Genomic DNA, 23,861 nt, shown 5'->3' on the forward strand with positions numbered 1-23,861 from the left:
TGCCTGCAACGAGAAAGGCCGCCCGCTTGGAGAAGCGGACGGCCTTTTCAATTAGCGTTCTCTAAAGCCGATCAGCTGCAGCCGCTGGTCGCGCCGCAAGTGTCGCACTTCTCGCAGGTGCCATTGCGCACCATCGTGAAGTTCTGGCACTCCGAGCAAATGTTGCCGGTGTAGCCCTGCATGATCGACCGGGCGCGGCGCTCGGATTCGATCTTCTTGGCTTCCGTCTTGGCCGATGCGGCGTCAGCCGCTGCCTTGTCGGAGAACAGGGCCGTTGCCTGCTGCTGGTTCTCGGTCGTGACTTCTTCGATCACTTCCTCGGCGATCTCTTCGGCCAGTTCCTTGGCGCGCTCTTCGTAATCGCGCTTGAAGGCGACGATTTCGGAGGTCGAGATGGCGGTCGTCGGTTCGATCTTGCGGGCAGCAGCGCCTGCAAACGACGTTACCGTCGCACCGGACGAGGCGCGGGCAGGGGCAGCCGTTGCCGAGCCCTTCGGCTCGCCGGCAGCCTGGCGTTCGCTGTTCGAAACGATCGTCGGCTTGTAGCCGCGGGTCCAGCCGGTCGAGACGAGGTTCGTCTTGCCTTCCTGGATGCCCTTGCCGAGAGCCGTGTTCGAGAAGTCCGACGTATCGACATGCGCCAGGTCGTGGCGGCCGAGGTAGGAGACGGCGAGTTCGCGGAACACGTAGTCGAGGATCGACGTGGCGTTCTTGATCGCGTCGTTGCCGATGACCATGCCAGCCGGCTCGAACTTGGTGAAGGTGAAGGCCTCCACATATTCTTCGAGCGGCACGCCGTACTGCAGACCGAGCGAGATGGCGATGGCGAAGTTGTTCATCATCGCACGGAAGGCGGCACCTTCCTTGTGCATGTCGATGAAGATTTCGCCGAGGCGACCGTCACCGAATTCACCGGTGCGCAGGTACACCTTGTGTCCGCCGACGGCGGCCTTCTGGGTGTAGCCCTGGCGGCGGTTCGGCAGCTTCTCGCGTTCGCGGGTCACGCGCTCGACCACACGCTCGATGATCTTTTCGGTGATGGTGACGGCCTGGGCGGCGACCGGCTGCTGCAGCAGATCGTCCAGTGCGTCCTCATCGCTTTCGTCTTCGATCAGCGAGGCGTTCAGTGGCTGCGACAGCTTGGAGCCGTCGCGGTAGAGAGCGTTTGCCTTCAGGCCGAGCTTCCAGGAGAGCATGTAGGCGCTCTTGCAATCCTCGACCGTCGCGTCGTTCGGCATGTTGATCGTCTTGGAGATCGCACCCGAGATGAACGGCTGGGCAGCAGCCATCATGCGGATGTGGCTGTCGACCGAGAGGTAACGCTTGCCGATCTTGCCGCATGGGTTGGCGCAATCGAAGACCGCGAGGTGCTCGTTCTTCAGGAACGGTGCGCCTTCCAGCGTCATCGCGCCGCAGACGTGAACGTTGGCAGCCTCGATGTCCTTCTTCGAGAAGCCGATGTGCTCGAGCAGGTTGAAGCTCATGTCGCCGAGCTGTTCGTCGGAAACCTTCAGCGTGCCCTTCAGGAAGTCGGTGCCGAGCGTCCACTGGTTGAAGACGAACTTGATGTCGAAGGCCGACTTCAGCGCGCCGTTAAGCGCTTCGATCTTCTCGTCGGTGAAGCCCTTGGCCTTCAGCGAGCCGGGGTTGATTGCCGGCGCCTGGTTCAGGTTGCCGTGGCCGACAGCGTAAGCTTCGATCTCGGCGATCTGGCTCTCGGAGTAGCCGAGCGTGCGGAGCGCCTCCGGAACGGCGCGGTTGATGATCTTGAAGTAGCCGCCGCCGGCGAGCTTCTTGAATTTCACCAGCGCGAAGTCAGGCTCGATACCGGTCGTGTCGCAATCCATGACGAGGCCGATCGTGCCTGTCGGCGCAATCACGGTTGCCTGGGCGTTGCGGTAGCCGTGCTTTTCACCGAGCTCGAGAGCCTTGTCCCAAGCGCTCTTGGCGTGAGCCGCCAGATCCTGGTCCGGGTTCTCGGAGTGGATGAGCGCGACCGGGTTGATCGACAGGCCTTCGTAGCCCGACGTCTCGCCGTAAGCAGCGCGGCGATGGTTGCGGATGACCCGCAGCATGGCTTCGCGGTTCGGCTTGAACATCGGGAAAGGTCCGAGTTCAGACGAGATCTCGGCCGAAGTGGCGTAGGAGATACCGGTCATGATCGCGGTCAGCGAGCCTGCGATGGCGCGGGCTTCGTCGCTGTCATAGGGAATGCCCGAAGACATCAGCAGGCCGCCGATGTTGGCGTAGCCGAGGCCGATCGTGCGGTATTCGTAGGAGCGCTCGGCGATCTGCTTCGACGGGAACTGTGCCATCATCACGGAAACTTCAAGCACGATCGTCCACAGGCGAACGGCGTGTTCGTAATCAGCGATGTTGATGCGCTTGGTGGCCGCATCCTTGAACTGGATGAGGTTCAGCGAAGCAAGGTTGCAGGCCGTGTCGTCGAGGAACATGTATTCCGAGCACGGGTTCGACGCGCGGATCGGGCCGGCAGCCGGGCTGGTGTGCCAGTCGTTCATCGTCGTGTTGAAGTGCAGGCCCGGATCGGCCGAGGCCCATGCGGCGTAGGAGATCGATTCCCACAGGTCGCGTGCCTTCAGCGTCTTCATGACCTTGCCGTCCTTGCGGGCGGTCAGGTTCCAGTCGCCGTCGTTTTCGACTGCGCGCAGGAAGTCGTCCTTGATCGAGACTGAGTTGTTGGAGTTCTGGCCCGAAACCGTGAGGTAGGCTTCCGAATCCCAGTCGGTGTCGTAGGTCTTGAACTCGAGGTCCTTGTAGCCCTGGCGAGCGAACTGGATGACGCGGCCGATGTAGTTCTCGGGAACCTGGTCCTTCTTGGCAGCGCGCACTTCGCGCTTCAGGGCAGGGTTCTTGTTCGGGTCGTAGCAATCGTCATTGTCGCCGTCGCAATTGACGCAAGCCTTCATGATCGCCTTCAGGTGGCGATTGACGATCTTGGAACCGGTGACGAGGGCAGCAACCTTCTGCTCTTCCTTGACCTTCCAGTTGATGTATTCCTCGATATCCGGATGGTCGATATCGACCACGACCATCTTGGCCGCGCGACGCGTCGTGCCGCCAGACTTGATGGCGCCGGCAGCGCGGTCGCCGATCTTCAGGAAGCTCATCAGGCCGGAGGAACGGCCGCCGCCGGAAAGGCGTTCGCCTTCGCCGCGCAGATACGAGAAGTTGGAGCCGGTGCCGGAGCCGTACTTGAAGAGGCGAGCTTCGCGAACCCAAAGGTCCATGATGCCGCCTTCGTTGACGAGATCGTCTTCGACGGACTGGATGAAGCAGGCGTGCGGCTGCGGATGCTCATAGGCCGACTTCGACTTCGTCAGCTTGCCGGTGAAGGGGTCCACATAGAAGTGGCCCTGGCCGGGGCCGTCGATGCCATAGGCCCAGTGCATGCCGGTGTTGAACCACTGCGGCGAGTTCGGGGCGACGCGCTGTGTCGCGAGCATGTAGGCAAGTTCGTCGCGGAAGGCTGCCGCGTCTTCTTCGGAAGAGAAATAGCCACCCTTCCAGCCCCAGTAGGTCCAGGTGCCGGCCAGACGGTCGAAGACTTGGCGCGCATCGGTTTCGGAACCGTACTGCTGATCCTTGGGGAGTTCCTTCAGAGCGGCCTCATCGGCAACCGAGCGCCACAGGAAGGAAGGAACGTCGTTTTCCTCGACCTTCTTGAGGCGGGCAGGGACGCCGGCCTTGCGGAAATACTTCTGCGCCAGAATGTCGGCCGCGACCTGCGAAAACTGCGCGGGAACATCGATGTTCTCGAGGCGGAATACAATCGACCCGTCAGGGTTCTTGATCTCGCTGGTTGCCTTGCGGAATTCGATAGCCGCGTAAGCGCCCTGATCTGCCTTCGTAAATCGGCGTTCTATGCGCATTTGCCTTAACCTCTAGCTCGCGCGCCCCGTCCCCGTTGACCAAGGCGCAAGTTTCCACCTCCGGCGGCGCCGTAAGGAGCGCAGCCAGTTCTCGTTTCCGTATCGTCACAGGAGTGTCATCCGGAGATGGGTCATCCTGTATCTTGTGGTGATGGTGACTGCAATCACTAAATATAGTATTAACAGCCTTTTTCCGCCAGCCCCGGATGTCGCTTTTTCAGGCGGCAAAAATCGCGCAGAACATACTCATGGCGGCTCACCCCTCATGGATCAACGCCCTGATTCAATGCTCGATTTCTGGTGAGAACCGGCCTCGTCATGTCCGGTTCAGTTGCCGCCGCAACATCGAAGTTCATTAAGTTGAAAACAGGCGATTCCGTCAAGGGCTTGTTCTTAACGAACTGTTCACCACAAGATATTGTGGAGTGGCCTGTGGAGACTGGGGAAAAACCAGTTGGGCAAGAATTTCAATGGCTTGCTACGGGATGCGCAAGGGAAATGCCAAAGCCTGATAAATTTTGCCATATTTTGTCATTTGGCGGTGGCTTTTGGAGCGCAAATGAGCCTTGTGATTCGCAAGGCCGAACAAGGCGCTAAAGTGCGTCGATGGCGATGGTCACGGTGGCGCTTCCGATCGCCTGTCCATTCTCGTCGCGAACAGTGAAACTTGCCTGCGTTTCCAGCAATTGCGTGGCATCGTCACGGCTGGCGCGATCGATGAAGACCTCGTCGGAGTCTCTGGCGAATGTCTTCAGGAACTTGTTTTCGTCGCCTTGCCAGTAGTCATTGGTGGGCACGCTCTGTGCGACATTCAGGCCGTTCCGGTCGGTCACGAATATTTCCACAATCGTTCCTTGCGAATCATCCTGCTTGGCTTTGAGGTATCGCGAGACCGGATTGTTGAGGAGGCGGGTGAGCATCTGCCATTGCCCGCTCTTGATCTCCGAGCGGTAGCTGTTGTCGAGCACCTGGATATCCATCGGGCTGATATCGCCGAACTTCCTGTTCTGCGCCTTGATCGCGGCCAGAACGTTCGGCTTGTTGATCATCGGCTTGACGAGCGTATCCACATATTCGCGCACGACGGAGATATAGGCGGGTTCGGCCGACACCGCGCGCGGATGCACGTTCAAACACAGCCCGAAGGCCGCGATCAAGCCGATAAACCGCCAACGCTGCATGGTCGTTCCAGTGTCGCGCTAGCGACCGCCCTCTACCCAAACACCCTGCCGCGCCCTTGCCGCCTGATGCCATATGATAATACAGCGGACGGCGAGGGGCGGACAGCGAATTTGATTATGTTAGTAAACAAAGATTGGAGCAATTTAAAGTTGCTTTCGTCTTTGTCTGCTAAGAGCCTGGAAAATCAGCCCTTGCTGCCCTTGGAGATCGGTTCCTGATAGCTGAAACCCATATCCCACGGGAAGTAGATCCAGGTGTCCTGGCTCACCTCGGTGACGAAGGTATCGATCGTCGGCACACCCTGTGGTTTTGCGTAGACGCAGGCAAAGTGCGCCTTCGGGAGCAGCGTGCGGACTTCCGACGCCGTCTTGCCGGTATCCGTCAGATCATCGACGACGAGCACGCTTTCGCCGCCATCTTCAAGCAGTTCGGCCGCGATCCCCTTGAGGAGCATCATCTCGCCCTGGTTCACATAGTCGTGGTAGGACGCGACGCAGACCGTCTCGATCAGGCGGATGTTGAGCTCGCGCGAAATGATGGCAGCCGGCACGAGGCCGCCGCGGGTGATGCAGACGATCGCCTTGAACTCGCGGTTCAAGCCGGCGAGACGCCAGGCCAGCGCGCGTGCATCGCGGTGAAATTGATCCCAGGAAACGGGAAAGGCTTTATCGGGAAGGGACATGGGCTCGCTCCGAGGCATGAATGATGACACGCCGTTTGCCGGCGGCCGGACGCTCTTCCGTTCACTCGGGTCAAACGCAAATCGCGCAGCCGAGACTGCGCGATGGAAGGACCGAAGCCGGAGCTCGTCGTCGGTCGTGGCAATTAGCGGAATTTGGCTGCAAAACGCAAGCCCCCGCTGACCGCGGCTGTTAACGCGAAAGCAGCGTCATCGCCGTCATGGAATGCAGGAGCGTCTTCGTCGTGCCGCCGAAGATCATCTGCCAGAGCCTCGAATGCGTGTAGGCACCCATCACCAACAGATCGATGCTGCTGTCGGACAGCCTGTTCTCGATGACAGCCGAGGTACTCTTGTCCGTGGTCGTCGCCGTCGCGAGGGTGACGTTGACGCCGTGGCGGGCGAGCGCTGCCGCGATTTCCGCACCCGCGACCGCCGCCGATTGCAGCGCGTTGTCGACCGGATCGACGGAGAAGATCTCAACCTCGTCGGCGGCCTTCAGGAAGGGCAGGGCGTCGAAGGTCGCCCGCGCCGCTTCCTTCGAGCCGTTCCAGGCGACGAGCACCCGCTTGATCGGCTTCGGCTGGCGAATGATGAAGGGGATCATCAAAACCGGCCGTCCGCTTTCGAGCAGGAAGTTATCGACATCGACATGACTGTCCGACGGCCGTGCCGGATCGGCCTGCGAGGCGATCAAGAGATCGGCGCTGCGCGCGCTCTCGATCAAAGGCGCCGAGCCGTATCCCGTCGAGGACGCAAAGCTGCGCCACTCAAACGAGACGCCTTCCACTTCGGCCTTGCGGCGAACGATCGTCTCGATCTTGACCCTTTCGCTATGCGCCATGTCTTGCAGCGCCTGCACGGCGACGGGATCAGGGATCTCCATCGGCGCCACGAGCGGCACGACGGCGATCGTTTCCGCATGAAGCCCGATCACATGGGCACCGTGTTCCGCAGCCAGCGCGAAGGCGAGATCGGCGACTGCAACGCAATTGTCTGAAGTATCGAGAATCGCAAGAATGGTTTTGTAAGACATGGGTATCTCCTTGCTCGGATGAAAAAGTCCGTAAGAGAAGCAATGCGCTTGGCCGGCATTTGTTTCCTTGACCGAGATCAAGTCCCATAAGCCGGTCTCGAAAGAGATTAGGCCTCCGCTGATGGGTTTTCCAGGACAGTCCGCTCGCGGCGAATGCCTTCGATCATCGCCGCGACATCCGCGCCGGCGGCATCGATCACGGCCTGCGAGCGACCACGAACGACGATCTCGGTCGAAAATTTCTGGCCGACATAGCGCGGATAGGAGCCGATGCTGGTTTCCGGATGCGCCTTCTGGATGGCCGTGAGCGGCGTGCCGATGTCGCCTTCGCCATAAGGGCACGAGATCGCCAGCGACAGCACCGGCGTTCCTGTCCGAAGCGTCGGGATCACCGCGTCGACCATCGCCTGAAACACCTGTGGCACCCCGGCCATGACATAGACATTGCCCATGACGAAACCCGGCGCGGTAGAGACCGGGTTGGGAATGTGCGTTGCGCCGACAGGCATGCGCGCCATCCGCTGGCGGGCCTCGGTGAACTCCATCTCGCGGCGCTTGTACATATCGCCAAGCAGCGCCATCGCCTTCTCGTCATGATGGCAGGCAACGCCGAAAGCCTTGGAAACGGCTTCGGCCGTGATGTCGTCATGGGTCGGCCCAATGCCGCCGGAGGTGAAGACGTAGTCGTATTTCGTCCTCAGCGCGTTCAGCGCCTCGACGATCGCGTCTTCCTCGTCAGCGACGATGCGGACTTCCTTGAGATCGATGCCTGCAAGCAGCAGCATATCGGCGAGATGGCCGATGTTCTTGTCCTTGGTGCGGCCGGATAAAAGCTCGTCGCCGATTGCCAGAATGGCTGCGGTCACAATCTGTTGGGTCATGTTAGGTCTCTGTCTTCATTCAGTCTTTGGTGTCGAGCTTATACCAAATAGAGCGGACGGGAAGCCCGTGCCCACCAATACGGAGATGTGAACGCAAGGCAAAAACGTGCGATAAGATTGAACAGTCCGTCTCTCGCGGCGTGGCTGGCCGTCACCAGGTGCTTGCGCTAGCTATCTGGCAGACGCACGATGCGTTGCGAGGCATTCTTTATGATACGCGAATTCATCAAACGGATTTTGGTCGGTGCACCGAGCGCAGCACCCGCCGCAACCCAGAAAGAGGAAACGTCCAAGATGGCTAAGGTTCTGGTTCTCTACTATTCGTCGTACGGCCACATCGAGACGATGGCATACGCCGTTGCCGAAGGCGCGAAATCCGCTGGCGCCGACGTGACCGTCAAGCGCGTACCGGAATTGGTACCGGAAGAAGTCGCGAAGTCGTCACACTTCAAGCTCGACCAGCAGGCACCGATCGCCACCGTCGACGAGCTCGCCGAATACGATGCGATCATCGTCGGCGCCGGCACCCGCTTCGGCACGGTTGCGTCGCAGATGCGCAACTTCTGGGATCAGACGGGCGGCCTGTGGTTTGCCGGCAAGCTGGTCGGCAAGGTCGGCTCGGTCTTCACTTCGTCCGCCACGCAGCACGGCGGCCAGGAATCCACGATCCTCGGCTTTATCCCGACCTTCCTCCACCAAGGCATGGTCGTTGCCGGACTTCCTTATGCCTTCCAGGGCCAGATGGGCGTCGATGAGATCAAGGGCGGTTCGCCCTACGGCGCATCCACGATCACCGACGGTGACGGTTCGCGCCAACCTTCGGCTGTCGAACTCGACGCAGCCAAGTTTCAGGGCGCGCATGTTGCCAAGCTGGCAGCCAAGCTCGCCTGAGCCCACCTGTAGCGAAAATAGTGAAGGCGCGGCCTCGGGCCGCGCCTTTTCATGTGGGGCGTCAAAACGCCTTATGTGGTACCCGTAGTCTCCGGCTGGTGACCTTGCGGTCGTTCAGCCATACAATCCATGAAACTTGGCTGTGTAAACGAAGAGCGGTACCCCAAATACCGCAAGTCCAATCAAGAATGCCGTGCTTGTTCTGAACAGTCTCAGGCGCCGTGTGCGGGCGCCATCCCAATCGTAAACCATCGTCTTACTCCCACCACAAGACAAGCTTTACAAATACACGACCAGAAGCCGTGGCTTTACTGACACAGGCATACAATCACATTCTAACATTGCAAAAAAGATGCTTGTTAATGACTTCGTAATATGTTTGGCGACCGTGGCCGAATCGCATCACGTTGCACTTTGTACGATACCGGATGCACTTGACTGAATCGCCGCAGTCGTTGATTGAGGGTGCTATTGCGGGCGTGGCGAAACTGGTAGACGCAAGGGACTTAAAATCCCTCGGCCTTGGCTGTGCGGGTTCGACCCCCGCCGCCCGCACCAACTCTTCCTTCCACATCCTGATCTTTGGCCCGTACTGAATATTGCCGGCGAAGACGGTTCACGAGCATTCCGACCAAAACACCGAGGCAAGCCCCGACTGCTTTCACGGCGGCATCGTGTATCCGCGCGTGCCGGGTAGGCGAGAGGTATTGCAGAAATTCAATCCCAACGGCGCCGATGACGAGAAGGGCGCCGACCATGATCCAGTGCCTGGGATAAGCCACGGCGAAGGCGAGGCCGACCACCAGATAGGCGAGCGCCCGGTCGATGTTGACTGAAGTAATCGTATGAGGACGAAGGCCGATCGGCGAGACGGTTACGAAAATGATGGCGGCGAGGAGGAGCCAGGCGAGCGGCTTTGAAAATCTGTCTGCTGTCATGAAACTCACACTATTGATGTCACCGGGCGGTTTCACCGCACGATTGCGTTATCTCGGTGGCGCGCTCGCATTATCTTGATGCGTTTTCCCAAACGCGCATCACTGCACTCTGCCGAACCGCTGTGGTTGAAAATGGGCTTCTTTCGAGGGTCTGCCTATGGCATAGCGTGGGGCGCAATAACAAGGGACTGAGACCGTGACCAGACAGAATGTCGAAGCTGCCGAGGAGGCTCTGCGCAGCCTATTTCCGGCAACACCGCTGCAACTCAACGAGCATCTATCCGCTCGCTACGGCGCGGATATCTGGCTGAAGCGCGAGGATCTGTCGCCCGTCCGCTCCTACAAGATCCGTGGCGCCTTCAATTTCTTCCGCAAGCGCATCGAGGAAGGCGCCTCGGGCAAGACCTTCGTCTGCGCGTCTGCCGGCAATCATGCGCAAGGCTTTGCCTTCGTCTGCCGCCATTTCGGCGTTCCCGGCGTCGTCTTCATGCCGGTGACGACACCGCAGCAAAAGATCGACAAGACCCGCATCTTCGGCGGCGAATCCATCACCATCAAGCTGACGGGCGACTTCTTCGACCAGTGCTACAAGGCAGCCCGCGACCACGTCGAGACGATCGACGGCGTCATGGTGCCGCCCTTCGATCATGAAGATATCATCGAGGGCCAGTCGACCGTCGCTTCCGAGATCATGCAGCAGCTGCCCGAGGGCACGGTGCCCGATCTCGTCGTCATGCCTGTCGGCGGCGGCGGTCTGGCGGCCGGCATCAGCGGTTATCTCAAGGACACGGTGCCGAGCACGGGCTTCTTCTTCGTCGAGCCGCAGGGCGCACCGAGCCTGAAGCGCAGCATCGAGGCCGGTGAGGTCGTGACGCTCTCGAAGGTCGACAACTTCGTCGATGGCGCGGCGGTTGCCCGCATCGGCGACCTGAATTTCGCGGCGCTGAAGGATTTCCCGAGCAATCAGGTGATGCTGATGCCGGAGAACGCCATCTGCGTGACGATCAACGAGATGCTGAACGTCGAGGGCGTGGTGCTGGAACCAGCAGGCGCTCTGTCGCTGACGGCAATCGCCACGATGGATCCCGAAACGATCCGCGGCAAGACGGTGGTTGCGATCGTTTCCGGCGGCAATTTCGATTTCGAGCGACTTCCGGATGTGAAGGAAAGGGCCATGCGCTATGCGGGCCTGAAGAAATACTTTATTCTCCGGCTACCGCAGCGCCCGGGCGCGCTCCGCGACTTCCTCAACCTGCTCGGCCCCGATGACGATATCGCCCGCTTCGAATATCTGAAGAAGACTGCCCGCAACTTCGGTTCCGTCCTGATCGGCATCGAAACCAAGGCGCCGGAAAACTTCGCGGCACTCTTCGCGAAATTCGAGACATCGGGTATCAGTTTCGAGGACATCACCGAAAATGAGATCCTCGCGAACCTCATCATTTAACTTTCACGGCAGCGGCCCTATTTAACCTTGATGGCATCCGCCCTCATCACAAAGGCGTATCATGGCTTCGATTTTTTCCAGCATTTTCTCCATGTTCTCGGGCGGCGAAAAGCAGCCGGGTGCTGCGTCCTCCAGCGCCGCTTCCGATCCGCAGCCCTATGCCGATTGCACGATCTATGCCGAACCGATGAAGGAAGGCGGCCAGTACCGTCTGGCTGGCCGTATTGAAAAGACCGTTGGCGACGAGGTGCTGGTGCGCAATTTCATCCGCGCCGACATGTTTTCGTCGACGGATGATGCGATCGAATGCACCGTGCGCAAGGCGCAGCAGATCATCGATCAGAACGGACCGTCCCTGTTCAGCGACGGAGCCAAGGTTCGTCAGGTCTGATCACGGAAGGCTGGCGCGCCCTTGCGTGTTGAGCGCTCGCGCCGTCATTCCCTCATGCTATTTTAAAACATTGCGGCGATCCTGCGCTCAGCAGACATCGCAGGAATATCCAGTGCTTCAGAATGCCCGCCGCACATCCGTGATGAATTTCGCCGACAGAGCGGCCGAGATGGCATTGCGTGGTGTCGTTGGGCCGGCGCGGCCGCCGCATCGCCTTGACGGGAGGTCGCGGCGTTGATCGCAAACGTCAATCTCATCCTCTTCGTCGTCGAGGCCATCGGCTATTTCGCGCTGATGGTGACGCTGCTGCATTTTCGCGCCCGCATCGGCCTCGGCATATTCCTGACGGCACTCGGCGTCATGCACTTCATGGAGACCTACCTCGCGGCGGTCTTTTATGTCGAGCTGCCGTTCGGGATCGTCTCGCCGGGATCATCGGTGTTTTTCACCGGCAAGCTGATGATGATCCTGATGCTCTATCTTCAGGAAGATGCCGCCGTCGTCCGCCAGCCCATCTACGGGCTCTTCATCGGCAACCTTTTGACCGTCGCGATCGCCTGGATCGAGCAATGGCACGCGCCGCTGGAGCTTACATCGGGCGCATTGCCGAGCGACGAGTTTCTGAAGGAAATGGGCTGGCTGATGCTCTGGGGCACGGCCATCCTCTATCTCGACGCCATCGGCATTATCCTGCTCTACGAGCGGCTCGGCCGCTATTTCAGGCAGCGGCCGATCCTGCGCTTCATGATCTGCGGCTTCGTGCTTTTGACCTTCGACCAGATCGCCTTCTTCGGCGCGCTGCACTACTCGGTCGGCGTCCCGCTCGCCGCCTTCTGGGGTGGCTGGAAGGCGAAGATGTTTGCCGTCTGCATCTACGCCGTGCTCTTTGCGATCTACGAGAAATGGATCGGCCGCGCCGTGACAACATCGAGCGCACGCCCGATCGGCGACATCTTCAGCGACCTGACTTTCCGCGAGCGCTACAACGATCTCTTGAGCCGCACCGGCCGGGACGTGTTGACCGGACTTTACGACCGCACGCGAATGGAACTCGAAGCGCCGGTCATGATCCGCGAATCGCTGCGCCAGGGACAATCCGCAACGGTGATGATCCTCGACGCCGATCACTTCAAGAACGTCAACGACGTGTTCGGCCACCTGCAGGGCGACGATGTCCTGCGCGCGATCTCAGCGCGCCTGGGCTCGATCCTGCGCGCCGGCGACCGGGTGTTCCGCTTCGGCGGCGAGGAATTTGTGGCGATCTGCCCGTTGACCGATCACGCCGAAGGCCTGCGTCTTGCCGAGAGGCTACGCTGGACGATCGAAAGCAGTGTCGCCACGCCCGACGGCAAGCCGGTAACCATCAGCATCGGCGTCGCAACGGCCAGCGAAGACGGCGACGCCTTTACCGCGATCCTGTCGGCCGCCGATGAGCGGCTTTATTGCGCTAAGAAGAACGGCCGAAACTGTGTCTTCGGCCAGACCGGCGTCCATGGTCTCACGGTTGCCGGCTAACAGTAAGTCTCCGTAAACAAAAAGACGGCCGGCAAGCCGACCGTCTTCCTGAACTGACTACCCTTTGAATTAGGCAGCGAGCGCGAGTTCTTCAGCGCGTGCCTTGGCAGCGCCGACAGCCTTCTCGGCAGCCTCAGGACCAAAAGCCAGACCTTCAACATAGATGGTCTCGACGTCGGTCAGGCCAAGGAAGCCGAGGACGGTCTTGAGATACGGTACGGCATGGTTCATCGCAGCGGCCGGGCCCTGCGAGTAGACACCGCCGGAAGCGAGAACGACGTAGACCTTCTTGCCGGTGGCAAGACCGACCGGGCCGTTTTCGGTGTACTTGAACGTCAGGCCAGCACGGGCGACGTTGTCGATCCAGCTCTTCAGCGACGAATAGATGTTGAAGTTGATGAGGCCGGTGCCGATGACGATGGTGTCCGCAGCGAGCAGTTCGTTGACCAGCTCATCGGAAATCTTCGCGGCTTCGCTCTCTTCAGCGGTACGAGCATCGGCCGGCTTGCGGATGGCGACGGAAAACAGATCGTCCATGTGCGCGAGCGGGTTCGCGGCGAGGTCACGGCGGACGATGACGCTGCCGGCCTTCTGTGCCTGGAGCTTGCCAGCGAGGTCTACGGCGATATCGGTCGAAAGCGACTCAGCGCGCGGGCTGGAGGTCAGAAGCAGGATGGACGACATGATTGATAATCCTTTGATCTTTGCGTTTGCGGCGCGATCGGGGGAAGGTCGAACCGCGTCTTCGAGTGAAGAAATAGGTCTAGCGGCATATCGAAAAAACTGGGATAATGTCGATCAATACTATCGATCGATTGGATGGATGTAATGTTGCCAAACCCGACACTGGACCAGCTGCAGGTTTTCCTGACCGTCGCCGAGACCGGCAGCTTCTCGGCCGCCTCGCGCGTGCTCAATCGTGCCCAGTCGGTGGTCAGCTACACCATCGCCAATCTCGAAGCGCAGCTGGAAATGCAGCTGTTCGAACGCTCCGGAGCTCGTCAGCCGAAGCTTACCGAGGCCGGCAAGGCCATGCTCGAGGATGCCCGCCGGCTGATGACAGACCTGCAGGTGATGCGGGCGAGGGTAAAGAGCCTGAAGGAAGGGCTGGAGGCCGAGGTCGATGTGGCGATCAGCGTCATGGTGCCGTCGCAGGCGGTCGTCACCGTGCTGCGTGAATTCCGCGATCGCTTTCCCTCCGTCTCGCTCAATCTCAGCGCCGGCGAACTCGGCATGGTCATGGAGTCCGTCTTGTCGGGCAAGGCCACGATCGGCATTGGCGGAGCGTTGCTGAAGCAGGACGATTCGATCGCCGTTGAAAAGATCGGCCATTCATTCATGATTCCGGTCGCCGCGCGTTCCCACCCGCTGGCCAATATCGACAGGCCGCTGACGCTTAGCGATGTTCGCGAGGAGGTGCAGCTCGTCGTCACCGATGCCTCGGGGCTGACCAAGGGCCGTGATTTCAACGTGCTGTCCTACAAGACGTGGCGCGTCAGCGACATCGCCACCAAGCATGCGCTGATCCGGGGCGGCCTGGGGTGGGGCGGCCTGCCGGCGTCGATCATCCGCGAGGATCTGGCCAACGGCACGCTCGTCCATCTCGATCTGCCGGCCTATGAACAGGGCGAATACCCGATCTACGCGATGCGACGGATCGCCAACCCGCCGGGTCCGGCCGCCACGTGGTTGATCGAAGCGTTCCATTCGCGGCTGTCGAACTGTCCGAACCACGCCGATTTCACGGCGGCGTTGAATGAGATCAAGGCTCCCGATCTGCCGCTCGCGGCGGAGTAGGCGAGGCTCTAAGCCCCGCCTGTAGTCTATCTTAGAGAACCAGCCGGAACTTGGCGAAACCATCCGTGCCTTCGCCGGCGTCCTCGATCTTCGCGCCCTTAATGTCGGCGATGAACTGCTTCGCCTTCGGCCCGCTCTGGAACGTCGCAGTCGCCCCCGTCACTGGCTTGAAGGTCCAGTTGCCGTCGGCGGCGGGATTGATCGTTCCCTGCTCGTGCACATAACGCACGATCACGTCGCGGTTCGTATCAGGCGCCTGGAACACCACCTTGTCGGCCGCGATCTCGGGGAACTTTCCGCCGCCGCCGGCGCGGTAGTTGTTGGTCACGACCACGAACTTTTGGCTCGGGTCGATCGGCTTTCCGTCAAACGCAAGGTTCTGGATGCGGTTGGATCCGGCGTTGATGGCGTTGCCGTCATTGTCGTATTTGCGCGGCTGCGCCAGGTCGATCTGGTAGGTGACGCCGTCGATCACGTCGAAATTGTAGGAAGGGAAGTCGGCGTTCAAAAGCTCGGCGTCCTTCGTGCCTTCCTTGATCTCGTTGAACATACCGGCCGACATTTCCAGCCAGTTCTTCACCTGCTCGCCGGTGATGACGACGGCCTGGACGGTGTTAGGATAGAGATAGAGGTCGGCGATGTTCTTGATGGCGAGATCGCCAGCCGGAACATCCGTATAATAGTCGGCGCCGCCACGACCGCCTGACTTGAAGGGCGCCGCCGCCGAGAGCACCGGCAAATCCCTGTATTCGGTATCGGCAAGCATCTGCTTGATGTACCAGGTCTGCGCCTGGCTGACGATCTGCACGGAGGGATCGTCGGCGACCAGCGCGAAGTAGGAGTAGAGCGGCGCCGACGTCTTGCCGACGGGAGTGCGGACATAGGCGAGCGTCGCCTCATGCTCCGCCTTGGCGGCCTCGACGACTTCCTTCTTGTCGGTGACATCGGCCACGACCTTCTTCTTGTCGTCGCGGTGATAGATCGGCCGCGCCTCAGACGTGAAGTCGACGATCTTCCAGCTCCTGCCGTCCTTTTCGAGCAGCAGATCGATCAGGCCGAGATGCGAGCCCCAGAAGCCGGCCATGACGGCGGGCTTGCCATGCAGTGTTCCCTTGATCGGATCGGCGTTCTGAATGCCGTCCCAGGTCTTCGGTCCGGGGAAGACGAGGTGCTGGTGGCCGGTAAAGATCGCGTCGATGCCGTCGACGGCGGCCAGATGCAGCGAGGCGTTCTCCATCTTGTCCGTGGGCGCGCTGCCATCGATGCCCGAATGCGAGAGCGCGATCACGATATCCGCGCCCGCTTCCTTCATCGCAGGCACCCAGGCCTTGGCGGCTTCAACGATATCGCGCGTTTGTGCCTTGCCCTCGAGATTCTTGATATCCCAGAGCATGATCTGCGGCGGAACGAAGCCGATGAAGCCGATCTTCACCGGGCTTTCGTTGCCGGCCCCGTCCTTGATCATCTTTTCGACGATGATGTAGGGCTTGAAGAAGAGCTCGTCGTTCTTAGGATCGGAAGCGAGCTGGCCCTTGGTTAGGTTGGCGCAGACGAACGGGAAGTTCGCGCCACGAAGCACCTTGAACATGAAGTCGAGCCCGTAATTGAACTCGTGATTTCCAAGCGTGCCGACGGTATAGCCGAGCGTGTTCATCGCCTTGATGACGGGGTGAACGTCGCCATCCTTCAAGCCGCGCTGATAGGCCATGTAATCGCCCATCGGATTGCCCTGCAGGACGTCGCCATTGTCGATCAGCAGCGAGTTCGCCGCCTCGGCGCGAATGGTGTCGATGATCGTCGCGGTGCGCGCCAGTCCCATCGTGTCGTTCGGCTTGTCGGCGTAATAATCGTACGGGAAAACGTTGACGTGAATATCCGTCGTTTCCATCAGCCTGAGGTGCGCTTGGTTGGCGGCGGCGCGTGCGCTGAATGGATGCAGCAAAACGAGTGCCGATGTGGCGGCGATACCGGTGAGAAGAGAACGACGGCTCATGGATAAAAGATCAAGATTGGAAGACATGAAAACTCCTTCAAAACATCACGCGAAACCCGCCCAGCGGCGAGAGTAGGGTGATTTTCGAAGGAGTAAACCCTGTAAATGACAGGGGAATATCGGTTTTCGCTTTATGCGTGTGAGATGCGACCTACCGCGCAAGAACGGGCTTCACTTCCTTGTGGAAGAATCGGAAGTAGGAGGCTACCTGCGCGCGGGCGTTGGAGTTCGGGTCGAACTGGATGCCGACGCGGCCGTTGTGGCTCCAGCGGATGACGCCGTGGAGAACGCCGAGATCGTCGGCAAGAATCTGCACGCGGCTGCCGGAGGCCGCATGCAGCGGCGCGCGGACTTCGAGCGCTACGCCCGAGATGGACATGTTGAGAATACGCGCATCGACTTCCTTGGTAAGGTAGCGAACCTTGCCGAACAGCCGGCACGTTTTGCGCTCGGCCTTGCGAGTAATAATGTTGAGATTATGCATGACGCGTCTCCCAAATTGAACTGGAGACAGCATACGTCGCGTAGATTGAAATGAATTTATACAATTCGCTAAAATTGCGCGATCGATTTTTACTTCCGCATTGCTTCCCGGCGGCCGACGACATGCTCGCGCCAGATCGTGAAAATGCCGGAGGCGACGACGATGACCGAGCCGATGATCGTGTTGAGGCTTAGCGTCTCTCCATAGATCGTCACCCCGATGATCGAGGCATAGACGAGCTGCAGATAGGTGAGCGGCTGTACGGCCGCGGCATCGAGCATGTCGTAGGCGCGGATCAGGAAATAGTGGCTCGATATGCTGGTCATGCAGACAAGCGCCATCCACACCCAATCCGTAGGCGCCATCCATGTCCAGTAGAACGGCCCGACCAGCGTCATCGCGATGGCGCCAACGACACCGGTATAAAAGAAGCTGGTCATCGACGAATCGTCGCGGCTGACCAGCCGGGTGGCAATGACGTAGAAAGCGAAGAGAAAGCAGGAGAAGACGGCCAGCAGCAGCGTGACGTCGAAGAAGCCGCTATCGGGCTTCAGGATCAGAAGCACACCGACCAACCCCGCGCCGATCGCCGTCCACCGCCGCCAGCCCACCCGCTCGCCGAGCAGCGGCATGGCGAGCAGCGCAATCAGGATCGGCGTCGCCGAAAAGATCGCCTGCGAGTGCGCGAGCCCGATCACCGCGAAGCAGCTGATCACGACAACCACCTGAGCGGCGAGAAGCAGCCCGCGTATCACCTGCAGGACCGGCCGCTTGGTGCGTGCCGTGGCGACAATCCCGCCGCGCATCTTCGCGGCCAGAAGGATGGTGAAGAGGCCAAAGGCCCAATAGCGGATCATCGTCACGAAAACGGGCGGGTAGGCGCCGCCCAGATGCTTTGAGATGCCGTCCTGAATGGAAAAGATGGTGATCGCCAGAAGAACGAAAATATAGCCCCGGGTCTTCGATCTCATAGCGTCTTCTTAATGCACCGGCCTCGGCCGTATTCCGGAAACACCCGCGCAGGCAAGTGATTCCGCTCCTCCGTCACAAGCCCACATTGGGCCGGTCCATCACCTCGCGCAAGGCAAAGCTGGAGTTGATCTTGACGACGTGGGGCAGGGCCGAGAGCCAGTCGCGATGGATGCGCTCATAGTCCTCCAGATCGCGGGCCGCCACGCGCAGGATATAGTCATACTCGCCCGACATCAGGTAGCAGACGAGCACATTGGGACAGCGCTTCACGGCGGTCTCGAATTCCGACAGCGTCTTGGCGAACTGGCCGGACAACGAGATGTGCACGATGGCGATCATCTTGTAGTCGAGCGCCTTGGGCGAGACATGCGCGTGATAACCAAGGATGACGCCGCTGCGGTCGAGAATGTCGAGCCGCCGCGAACAGGCCGACGCGGATAGCCCCACCTTGGCGGCAAGATCGGCGTTGGTGATCCGCGCGTTCGATTGCAGCGCTTTCAAAATGGCATGATCGATGGCGTCGAGATCCGACATTCGAAGAACTTTCGATTATTGCGTCTGAAACGCATCTTTCTTCGAAAATTGCCATACATGCAAATCCTCTTTGCAAGGACATTTCGTGCACGCGGTGATTGGATTTCCCTCGTGAACGCTTCGCTCGACGAGGCTGAAAAACAAACGAGGAGGAGCGCCCAGATGCGCGTCGGTTGTCCGAAGGAAATCAAGAATCACGAATATCGCGTCGGCCTGACGCCTGCAGCCGTTCGCGAATATATCGCGCATGGCCACGAGGTCTGGATCGAGACGAAAGCGGGCTCCGGCATTGGTGCCGATGACGCGGCCTATGCCGCCGCGGGCGCGAAGATCGCGTCATCCGCCAAGGAGATCTTCGAAAAGTGCGACATGATCGTCAAGGTCAAGGAGCCGCAGCCGTCCGAATGGGCGCAACTGCGCGACGGCCAGATCCTCTACACCTATTTGCACTTGGCGCCGGATCCCGAGCAGACCAAGGGCCTGCTGTCTTCGGGCGTGACCGGCGTGGCCTACGAGACGGTGACCGATGACCGTGGCGGCCTGCCGCTCTTGGCGCCGATGTCCGAGGTTGCCGGTCGTCTCTCGATCCAGGCAGGTGCGACGGCGCTTCAGAAGGCCAATGGCGGCCTCGGCATTCTTCTGGGCGGTGTCCCCGGCGTCCTGCCGGCCAAGGTCACCATCATCGGCGGCGGCGTGGTTGGCCTGCATGCGGCGCGCATGGCCGCCGGCCTCGGCGCCGATGTCACCATTCTCGACAAGTCGCTGCCGCGCCTGCGCCAGCTCGACGATCTCTTCTCCGGACGCATCCACACGCGCTATTCAAGCATCCAGGCTCTGGAAGACGAAGTCTTCTCCGCCGATCTCGTCATCGGCGCGGTGCTGATCCCCGGCGCTGCCGCGCCCAAGCTCGTCACCCGCGAAATGCTCTCGGGCATGAAGAAGGGCGCGGTCATCGTCGACGTCGCCATCGATCAGGGCGGCTGCTTCGAGACATCGCACGCGACGACCCATTCGGACCCGACCTACGAGGTCGACGGCGTCGTGCACTACTGCGTTGCCAACATGCCGGGCGCGGTTCCGGTCACCTCCGCACATGCGCTGAACAACGCCACGCTGGTCCATGGCCTGGCGGTCGCCGATCGCGGCCTGCGCGCCATCGCGGAAGACAGACATCTCAGAAACGGTCTCAACGTTCACAAGGGACGGGTCACCAATAAAGCCGTTGCCGAGGCACTGGGCTACGAGCCTTACGCTGCGGAAGCCGTGCTCAACGTAGCGTAAAGTCCATCGCGCTACGTCAACTGAAGCCGGTTGCTCTCTCCGCAACCGGCTTTTTTCCGTGAGCTAACCGTCGATCCGGCATTGATAGCAGTTGTTGCGGGCCGAGCGCACATGCACATAGGCGACCTCGGGCTTGCGCAGGAGCTCTGCCGCATAGGCAGGGATATCGGCAACCTCGGTCACCGCGCCGGTGCCGTAGACGATGCGGTTGTTGCTGCCATAGCCGCGCAGGATGAAGTTGGGGCTGGTCGTCAGGACAGGCGGCAGCACTTCCTCGGCGGCATAGCGTTCGCAGCGCTTCTGATGCAGGAACACCGGTCCCGTCTCCGCATAGGGCTGCATCTCCGGGAAGGGGCGGTAGGCGAAGACGTAGAGCGCGTCGCCTGCATCTATGTTGTTCAGGCAATGGCGGCAAGGGTGTCCCGGGCCATCGGAAATCATTGTCTCCGGCAAGTGACCATAGGCATCGTGCCCGCCGTTCCAGATCGTCTCGGCGTCAGCAGTGGGCATCGCGGTGAAATGTAGAGCGGTCATGGCAAGTCTCCTTTTCGAGCTTGCCTTGAATGCGCTTCAACCTGAGTGGAAACCACCCGATCCTTGCGCCTCTATACCGTCGTCAGAAGAAACAGCCGAAACGCGCCGGCTAGCTTCTCTTCGCCAGCTCAAGCAACTCCTTGTCGCTGAGCGGCCGCACGATCGCGGTGCCCGTCGAAACCGGAGAAAAGCCGAACATCTGGTAGAGCTGCAATGCGCGGGGATGGTCGAGATTGTTGGTTGTGGTCGTCACGCGCAGAGGGTTCTGCGTCCAGATCGCATAGAGCGCCTGCAGCAGGAACCATTTGCCGATCCCCAGACCCAGCGCGTGCTCCATCAGCCCGAAATGGCTGAGCTCGATCGTATCCTCGTCAACGGTCAGATACTCATAGAACCCGGCGGGCGCACCATTCACGTAGAGCACGCAGATCGTGTTGCGCTTGTCGTAGAGCGTGGCGGCCAGTTCCTCGTCGCTCATCCTCAGGCGATCCACCCACTGCCACCGCGCGCCGACCTGGCGGTAGAGATAGCGGTAGAACGGCAGCGGAATTTCCGGCGCGCGCATGATGGCGGTCTGGATATTGACCGGCACCGGCAGGCTCGTCTTCGGCGCCGCCGTCATTTCGAGGCGGGTCACATGGGCCTTCAGCGAAGAGGGAGCTTTTGCCATGGTCAAGCTTTGATCGCTTCTGCGGGGCCGGTAACGATGGGCGTGTCCTCACGGCTGCCCCACTCGCTCCAAGAGCCATCATAAAGCGCGTTGTCGTCATGCCCCACGCTTTCCAGCGCCAGCATGATCACGGCGGCGGTCACGCCCGAGCCGCAGCTCGTCACGACAGGCTTGGAGAGATCGATGCCGGCATCTGATATCATCGTCTTCAGCGTGGCCACATCCTTGAAGCGGCCATTGGCCGAGAGCGAAGTTGCCGGCAGGCTGCGGGCGCCGGGCATGTGACCCGAGCGCATGCCGGCGCGCGGCTCGGCTTCCTCGCCGGTAAAGCGGCCAGCGCCGCGAGCGTCGGCGATCTGCGCCGAACCGTCATCGACGATCTCGCGCATGGTCTCGAAGGGGATAACCTTGTCGGCACGGAACTTCGGCTTGAACTCGGTTGTCTCAGGAGCCGCTGTCCCGGTCTCAAGCGTGCGTCCCTCGGCCTTCCAGCCATCAAGGCCGCCATCCAGAACGTAGACGTCCTTGGCGCCCATGGTCCGCAGCATCCACCAGACGCGCGGCGCCGAGAAGAAGCCCATGCCGTCATAGACGACGATTGTGTCCGTCTCTGAAATGCCGAGCTTGCCGACTTCGGCAGCGAAGAATTCGGGCGAGGGGAGCGAATGCGGCAGGCCGGTCGAGTGGTCGGCAATCACGTCCTGATCGAAGAACACGGCGCCGGGAAGGTGGCCCGCCACATACTCGTCCTTGGCCGCGCGCTTGTGGGCCGGCAGATACCAGGAGGCGTCCACCACCTTGAAACCTGAAGTCCCCAGCTGCTTTTCGACCCAATCGGCCGAAACGACGAAGCGGCTCGTGGTCTCGCTCATGCTGTTCTCTCCAATCAATGCTTATGCGTCGTCGCCAGGAGCGCCGAAACGGATACGGAAGCGGCGGTTCTCCTTGCCCTTCTTCTCGATCTTGGCGATGTGAATCTGTCCGACTTCTCGTGTTGTCGCAACATGTGTGCCGCCGCAGGGCTGGCTGTCAATCGCCGAGTTCTCGCCGATGCAGACGAGGCTGACGCGGCCGAGCCCCATCGGCGGGCGCACGTTCTTGGATTTGACGATCCCTGGATTGGCCGCCAGTTCCTCATCGGTGATCCACTGCAGGTAAACCGGATGGTCCTGGTCGACCAGTGCCATCAGCTTGGCCGTCACCTCGTCCTTGTCGATCGTGTCGGTCATGTCGAAATCGACACGGCTTTCCTCTTCGCCGACGGCCGCTCCTGTTATCGGGTAGGAGCAGACGACGGAAAGCAGGTGGCAGGCGGTGTGCATGCGCATCAGCTTGTGGCGGCGCTCCCAATCGACATGCAGCACCACTTTCTCGCCAACCTCAGGGCTTGCCTGCCCTTCGAGCGGAACATGGATGATGATGTCCTTGGCGGCGCCATGCTTGGTCTGCGCAAGCGTGATCTTGCTGCCGTCGGCGCGCTCGATGACACCGGTATCGCCCGGCTGGCCGCCCGAGGTTGCGTAAAGGCAGGTCTGATCGAGCTCGATGCCCCCGTCTTCGTAAATGGCGGTGACGACGGCCTCGCAGGTCGAGAGATAGAAGTCGTCACGATAGAGGGCATTAACGGGCATTGGGCCTCACGCTGCGGGTTCGTATGGAATCTTGATATCGACGGGCGAGGTCAGCCATGCCGGCAGCGGCAGCGACTTCGATGTCAGGAAATCGGGGTTGAAGAGCTTCGACTGGTAGCGGTTGCCGTAGTCGCAGAGAATGGTCACCACCGTGTGGCCCGGGCCGAGGTCCTTGGCCAGACGCACCGCGCCCGCGATGTTGATCGCCGACGAGCCGCCGAGGCAAAGCCCCTCATGCTCGACGAGGTCGAAGACATAGGGCAGGGCTTCCGCATCCGAGATGTTGTAGGCGAAGTCAGGCGTGAAGCCTTCGAGATTGGCGGTGATGCGGCCCTGGCCGATGCCCTCGGTGATCGAGGAACCCGCGGACTTCAGCTCGCCGTTCTTGTAGAATTCGTAGAGGGCTGCGCCATCCGGGTCGGCGATGCCGATCTTGATGTCCTTGTTGAAGCTCTTGAGGCCCATCGCCGTGCCGGCAAGCGTGCCGCCCGATCCGACCGAGCAAATGAAGCCGTCGACCTTGCCCGAAGTATCCGCCCAGATTTCCTTCGCCGTCGTCTCGATATGCGCCTGCCGGTTGGCGACGTTGTCGAACTGGTTGGCCCAGATCGCGCCATTCGGCTCGGTCTTGGCCAGTTGCTCGGCGAGGCGTCCGGAAACCTTCACGTAGTTGTTGGGGTTCTTGTAGGGCACCGCAGGCACTTCGACGAGTTCGGCGCCAAGCAGCTTCAGCGCGTCCTTCTTTTCCTGGCTCTGCGTCTCGGGAATGACGATCACCGTGCGATAGCCGAGTGCCTTGGCGACCAGCGTCAGGCCGATGCCGGTGTTGCCGGCGGTCCCTTCGACGATCACGCCGCCCGGCCGCAGCAGGCCTTTCTTTTCGGCGTCGCGAATGATGTAGAGCGCCGCGCGATCCTTCACCGACTGTCCGGGGTTGAGGAATTCCGCCTTGCCGAGAATGGTGCAACCGGTTGCCTCCGACGCTCCCTTGAGCTTGATCAGGGGAGTGTTGCCAATGGCTTCTAGGACGGAAGGATGAACGGTCATGGAATCTGCCTCTTTGAAACACTTAGTTTAGGAACGGTCTTTTCCCTTCACAAGGCTGGGTTGGC

The 23,861-nt window shown here is 60.5% G+C and carries 21 protein-coding genes, 1 tRNA gene and 1 pseudogene; 7 read left to right on the forward strand and 16 right to left on the reverse strand.

Translation table 11 applies throughout. The features are described 5' to 3' along the window. Window positions 1–71: 71 nt before the first annotated feature. The 5 genes from J5286_RS08280 to J5286_RS08300 all read right to left on the reverse strand — a co-directional run bounded on the left by J5286_RS08280 (window position 72) and on the right by J5286_RS08300 (window position 7,671). Window positions 72–3,893 carry a vitamin B12-dependent ribonucleotide reductase gene (locus tag J5286_RS08280; protein WP_209189897.1) on the reverse strand — a complete coding sequence of 1,274 codons (3,822 nt, stop codon included), beginning with the start codon at window positions 3,891–3,893 and terminating at the stop codon, window positions 72–74. A 593-nt stretch (window positions 3,894–4,486) separates the two neighbouring features. Continuing rightward, window positions 4,487–5,074 carry a hypothetical protein gene (locus J5286_RS08285; protein ID WP_209189898.1) on the reverse strand — a complete coding sequence of 196 codons (588 nt, stop codon included), beginning with the start codon at window positions 5,072–5,074 and terminating at the stop codon, window positions 4,487–4,489. 185 nt (window positions 5,075–5,259) lie between these two features. Next, window positions 5,260–5,757, reverse strand: coding sequence for a xanthine phosphoribosyltransferase (gpt, locus tag J5286_RS08290; RefSeq protein WP_111561338.1), 498 nt, complete (start codon window positions 5,755–5,757; stop codon window positions 5,260–5,262). 190 nt (window positions 5,758–5,947) lie between these two features. Next, window positions 5,948–6,790, reverse strand: coding sequence for a universal stress protein (locus tag J5286_RS08295; RefSeq protein WP_209189899.1), 843 nt, complete (start codon window positions 6,788–6,790; stop codon window positions 5,948–5,950). Window positions 6,791–6,897: 107 nt separating this feature from the next. Next, window positions 6,898–7,671, reverse strand: coding sequence for a competence/damage-inducible protein A (locus J5286_RS08300; protein ID WP_209189900.1), 774 nt, complete (start codon window positions 7,669–7,671; stop codon window positions 6,898–6,900). A gap of 294 nt (window positions 7,672–7,965) precedes the next feature. On the opposite strand from J5286_RS08300, the gene wrbA reads away from it, so the two are divergent. Continuing rightward, window positions 7,966–8,562, forward strand: coding sequence for an NAD(P)H:quinone oxidoreductase type IV (wrbA, locus tag J5286_RS08305; RefSeq protein ID WP_209189901.1), 597 nt, complete (start codon window positions 7,966–7,968; stop codon window positions 8,560–8,562). Between the two features lie 473 nt (window positions 8,563–9,035). Further along, window positions 9,036–9,120, forward strand: a tRNA-Leu gene (locus J5286_RS08310). Between the two features lie 47 nt (window positions 9,121–9,167). Here the strand turns inward: J5286_RS08310 and J5286_RS31175 are convergent. Next, window positions 9,168–9,500, reverse strand: a pseudogene (locus J5286_RS31175) (VanZ family protein); the annotation flags it as partial. A gap of 196 nt (window positions 9,501–9,696) precedes the next feature. Here J5286_RS31175 and ilvA point away from each other — a divergent pair. The 3 genes from ilvA (at window position 9,697) to J5286_RS08325 (ending at window position 12,853) form a co-directional block, all read left to right on the forward strand. Continuing rightward, window positions 9,697–10,947, forward strand: coding sequence for a threonine ammonia-lyase (ilvA, locus tag J5286_RS08315; RefSeq protein ID WP_209189902.1), 1,251 nt, complete (start codon window positions 9,697–9,699; stop codon window positions 10,945–10,947). 61 nt (window positions 10,948–11,008) lie between these two features. After that, the gene (locus tag J5286_RS08320) at window positions 11,009–11,338 is read left to right on the forward strand and encodes an HlyU family transcriptional regulator (protein ID WP_112979568.1); all 330 of its coding nucleotides are present in this window, start codon (window positions 11,009–11,011) and stop codon (window positions 11,336–11,338) included. Window positions 11,339–11,632: 294 nt separating this feature from the next. Beyond that, complete coding sequence (locus tag J5286_RS08325; RefSeq protein WP_449089910.1) at window positions 11,633–12,853, forward strand: GGDEF domain-containing protein; 1,221 nt, start codon at window positions 11,633–11,635, stop codon at window positions 12,851–12,853. 69 nt (window positions 12,854–12,922) lie between these two features. Here the strand turns inward: J5286_RS08325 and J5286_RS08330 are convergent, their stop codons facing one another. Then, window positions 12,923–13,537, reverse strand: a complete 615-nt coding sequence (locus tag J5286_RS08330; RefSeq protein WP_209189904.1) for an FMN-dependent NADH-azoreductase — start codon at window positions 13,535–13,537, stop codon at window positions 12,923–12,925. A gap of 144 nt (window positions 13,538–13,681) precedes the next feature. Here J5286_RS08330 and J5286_RS08335 point away from each other — a divergent pair, with 144 nt between their 5' ends. Further along, window positions 13,682–14,650 (forward strand): LysR family transcriptional regulator, encoded by a 969-nt coding sequence (locus J5286_RS08335; protein WP_209189905.1) that lies wholly within the window; start codon window positions 13,682–13,684, stop codon window positions 14,648–14,650. 31 nt (window positions 14,651–14,681) lie between these two features. On the opposite strand, the gene J5286_RS08340 is transcribed toward J5286_RS08335, so the two are convergent. From J5286_RS08340 to J5286_RS08355, 4 genes are all read right to left on the reverse strand, one after another. Beyond that, the gene (locus tag J5286_RS08340; RefSeq protein ID WP_209189906.1) at window positions 14,682–16,670 is read right to left on the reverse strand and encodes a bifunctional 2',3'-cyclic-nucleotide 2'-phosphodiesterase/3'-nucleotidase; all 1,989 of its coding nucleotides are present in this window, start codon (window positions 16,668–16,670) and stop codon (window positions 14,682–14,684) included. 124 nt (window positions 16,671–16,794) lie between these two features. Then, window positions 16,795–17,127 (reverse strand): PilZ domain-containing protein, encoded by a 333-nt coding sequence (locus J5286_RS08345; protein ID WP_209189907.1) that lies wholly within the window; start codon window positions 17,125–17,127, stop codon window positions 16,795–16,797. Between the two features lie 89 nt (window positions 17,128–17,216). Beyond that, the gene (locus J5286_RS08350) at window positions 17,217–18,098 is read right to left on the reverse strand and encodes a DMT family transporter (protein ID WP_209189908.1); all 882 of its coding nucleotides are present in this window, start codon (window positions 18,096–18,098) and stop codon (window positions 17,217–17,219) included. Between the two features lie 73 nt (window positions 18,099–18,171). After that, window positions 18,172–18,633: an Lrp/AsnC family transcriptional regulator gene (locus tag J5286_RS08355; RefSeq protein ID WP_209189909.1), complete on the reverse strand. Its 462-nt coding sequence runs from the start codon at window positions 18,631–18,633 to the stop codon at window positions 18,172–18,174. 162 nt (window positions 18,634–18,795) lie between these two features. On the opposite strand from J5286_RS08355, the gene ald reads away from it, so the two are divergent. After that, the gene (ald, locus tag J5286_RS08360; RefSeq protein WP_209189910.1) at window positions 18,796–19,914 is read left to right on the forward strand and encodes an alanine dehydrogenase; all 1,119 of its coding nucleotides are present in this window, start codon (window positions 18,796–18,798) and stop codon (window positions 19,912–19,914) included. 63 nt (window positions 19,915–19,977) lie between these two features. Here ald and J5286_RS08365 read toward each other — a convergent pair whose 3' ends face one another. The 5 genes from J5286_RS08365 to J5286_RS08385 form a co-directional block, all read right to left on the reverse strand. Next, window positions 19,978–20,448 carry a DUF1203 domain-containing protein gene (locus J5286_RS08365; protein WP_209189911.1) on the reverse strand — a complete coding sequence of 157 codons (471 nt, stop codon included), beginning with the start codon at window positions 20,446–20,448 and terminating at the stop codon, window positions 19,978–19,980. Window positions 20,449–20,557: 109 nt separating this feature from the next. After that, window positions 20,558–21,118, reverse strand: coding sequence for a GNAT family N-acetyltransferase (locus J5286_RS08370; RefSeq protein ID WP_047510110.1), 561 nt, complete (start codon window positions 21,116–21,118; stop codon window positions 20,558–20,560). A gap of 2 nt (window positions 21,119–21,120) precedes the next feature. Next, on the reverse strand, window positions 21,121–21,990 hold the full coding sequence (sseA, locus tag J5286_RS08375; RefSeq protein WP_209189912.1) for a 3-mercaptopyruvate sulfurtransferase: 870 nt from the start codon (window positions 21,988–21,990) through the stop codon (window positions 21,121–21,123). A 21-nt stretch (window positions 21,991–22,011) separates the two neighbouring features. After that, a complete protein-coding gene (locus J5286_RS08380; RefSeq protein ID WP_209189913.1) occupies window positions 22,012–22,749 on the reverse strand; it encodes an alanyl-tRNA editing protein in 738 nt (245 codons plus the stop codon). Window positions 22,750–22,755: 6 nt separating this feature from the next. Beyond that, window positions 22,756–23,796, reverse strand: a complete 1,041-nt coding sequence (locus J5286_RS08385; protein WP_111561358.1) for a cysteine synthase A — start codon at window positions 23,794–23,796, stop codon at window positions 22,756–22,758. Between the last annotated feature and the right edge of the window lie 65 nt (window positions 23,797–23,861).

The organism is Rhizobium sp. 16-488-2b (assembly GCF_017741815.1).
Classification (GTDB): Bacteria; Pseudomonadota; Alphaproteobacteria; order Rhizobiales; family Rhizobiaceae; genus Rhizobium.

Coding starts and splice junctions, on each gene's coding strand:
- J5286_RS08385 (WP_111561358.1), bottom strand. CDS start 23,796: ATGACCGTTCATCCTTCCGTCCTAGAAGCCATTGGCAACACTCCCCTG.
- gpt (WP_111561338.1), bottom strand. CDS start 5,757: ATGTCCCTTCCCGATAAAGCCTTTCCCGTTTCCTGGGATCAATTTCAC.
- J5286_RS08280 (WP_209189897.1), bottom strand. CDS start 3,893: ATGCGCATAGAACGCCGATTTACGAAGGCAGATCAGGGCGCTTACGCG.
- J5286_RS08300 (WP_209189900.1), bottom strand. CDS start 7,671: ATGACCCAACAGATTGTGACCGCAGCCATTCTGGCAATCGGCGACGAG.
- J5286_RS08340 (WP_209189906.1), bottom strand. CDS start 16,670: ATGTCTTCCAATCTTGATCTTTTATCCATGAGCCGTCGTTCTCTTCTC.
- J5286_RS08370 (WP_047510110.1), bottom strand. CDS start 21,118: ATGGCAAAAGCTCCCTCTTCGCTGAAGGCCCATGTGACCCGCCTCGAA.
- J5286_RS08330 (WP_209189904.1), bottom strand. CDS start 13,537: ATGTCGTCCATCCTGCTTCTGACCTCCAGCCCGCGCGCTGAGTCGCTT.
- sseA (WP_209189912.1), bottom strand. CDS start 21,990: ATGAGCGAGACCACGAGCCGCTTCGTCGTTTCGGCCGATTGGGTCGAA.
- J5286_RS08355 (WP_209189909.1), bottom strand. CDS start 18,633: ATGTCGGATCTCGACGCCATCGATCATGCCATTTTGAAAGCGCTGCAA.
- J5286_RS08345 (WP_209189907.1), bottom strand. CDS start 17,127: ATGCATAATCTCAACATTATTACTCGCAAGGCCGAGCGCAAAACGTGC.
- J5286_RS08325 (WP_449089910.1), top strand. CDS start 11,633: ATGGTGACGCTGCTGCATTTTCGCGCCCGCATCGGCCTCGGCATATTC.
- ald (WP_209189910.1), top strand. CDS start 18,796: ATGCGCGTCGGTTGTCCGAAGGAAATCAAGAATCACGAATATCGCGTC.
- J5286_RS08350 (WP_209189908.1), bottom strand. CDS start 18,098: ATGAGATCGAAGACCCGGGGCTATATTTTCGTTCTTCTGGCGATCACC.
- J5286_RS08295 (WP_209189899.1), bottom strand. CDS start 6,790: ATGTCTTACAAAACCATTCTTGCGATTCTCGATACTTCAGACAATTGC.
- J5286_RS08320 (WP_112979568.1), top strand. CDS start 11,009: ATGGCTTCGATTTTTTCCAGCATTTTCTCCATGTTCTCGGGCGGCGAA.
- J5286_RS08285 (WP_209189898.1), bottom strand. CDS start 5,074: ATGCAGCGTTGGCGGTTTATCGGCTTGATCGCGGCCTTCGGGCTGTGT.
- J5286_RS08335 (WP_209189905.1), top strand. CDS start 13,682: ATGTTGCCAAACCCGACACTGGACCAGCTGCAGGTTTTCCTGACCGTC.
- wrbA (WP_209189901.1), top strand. CDS start 7,966: ATGGCTAAGGTTCTGGTTCTCTACTATTCGTCGTACGGCCACATCGAG.
- J5286_RS08365 (WP_209189911.1), bottom strand. CDS start 20,448: ATGACCGCTCTACATTTCACCGCGATGCCCACTGCTGACGCCGAGACG.
- J5286_RS08380 (WP_209189913.1), bottom strand. CDS start 22,749: ATGCCCGTTAATGCCCTCTATCGTGACGACTTCTATCTCTCGACCTGC.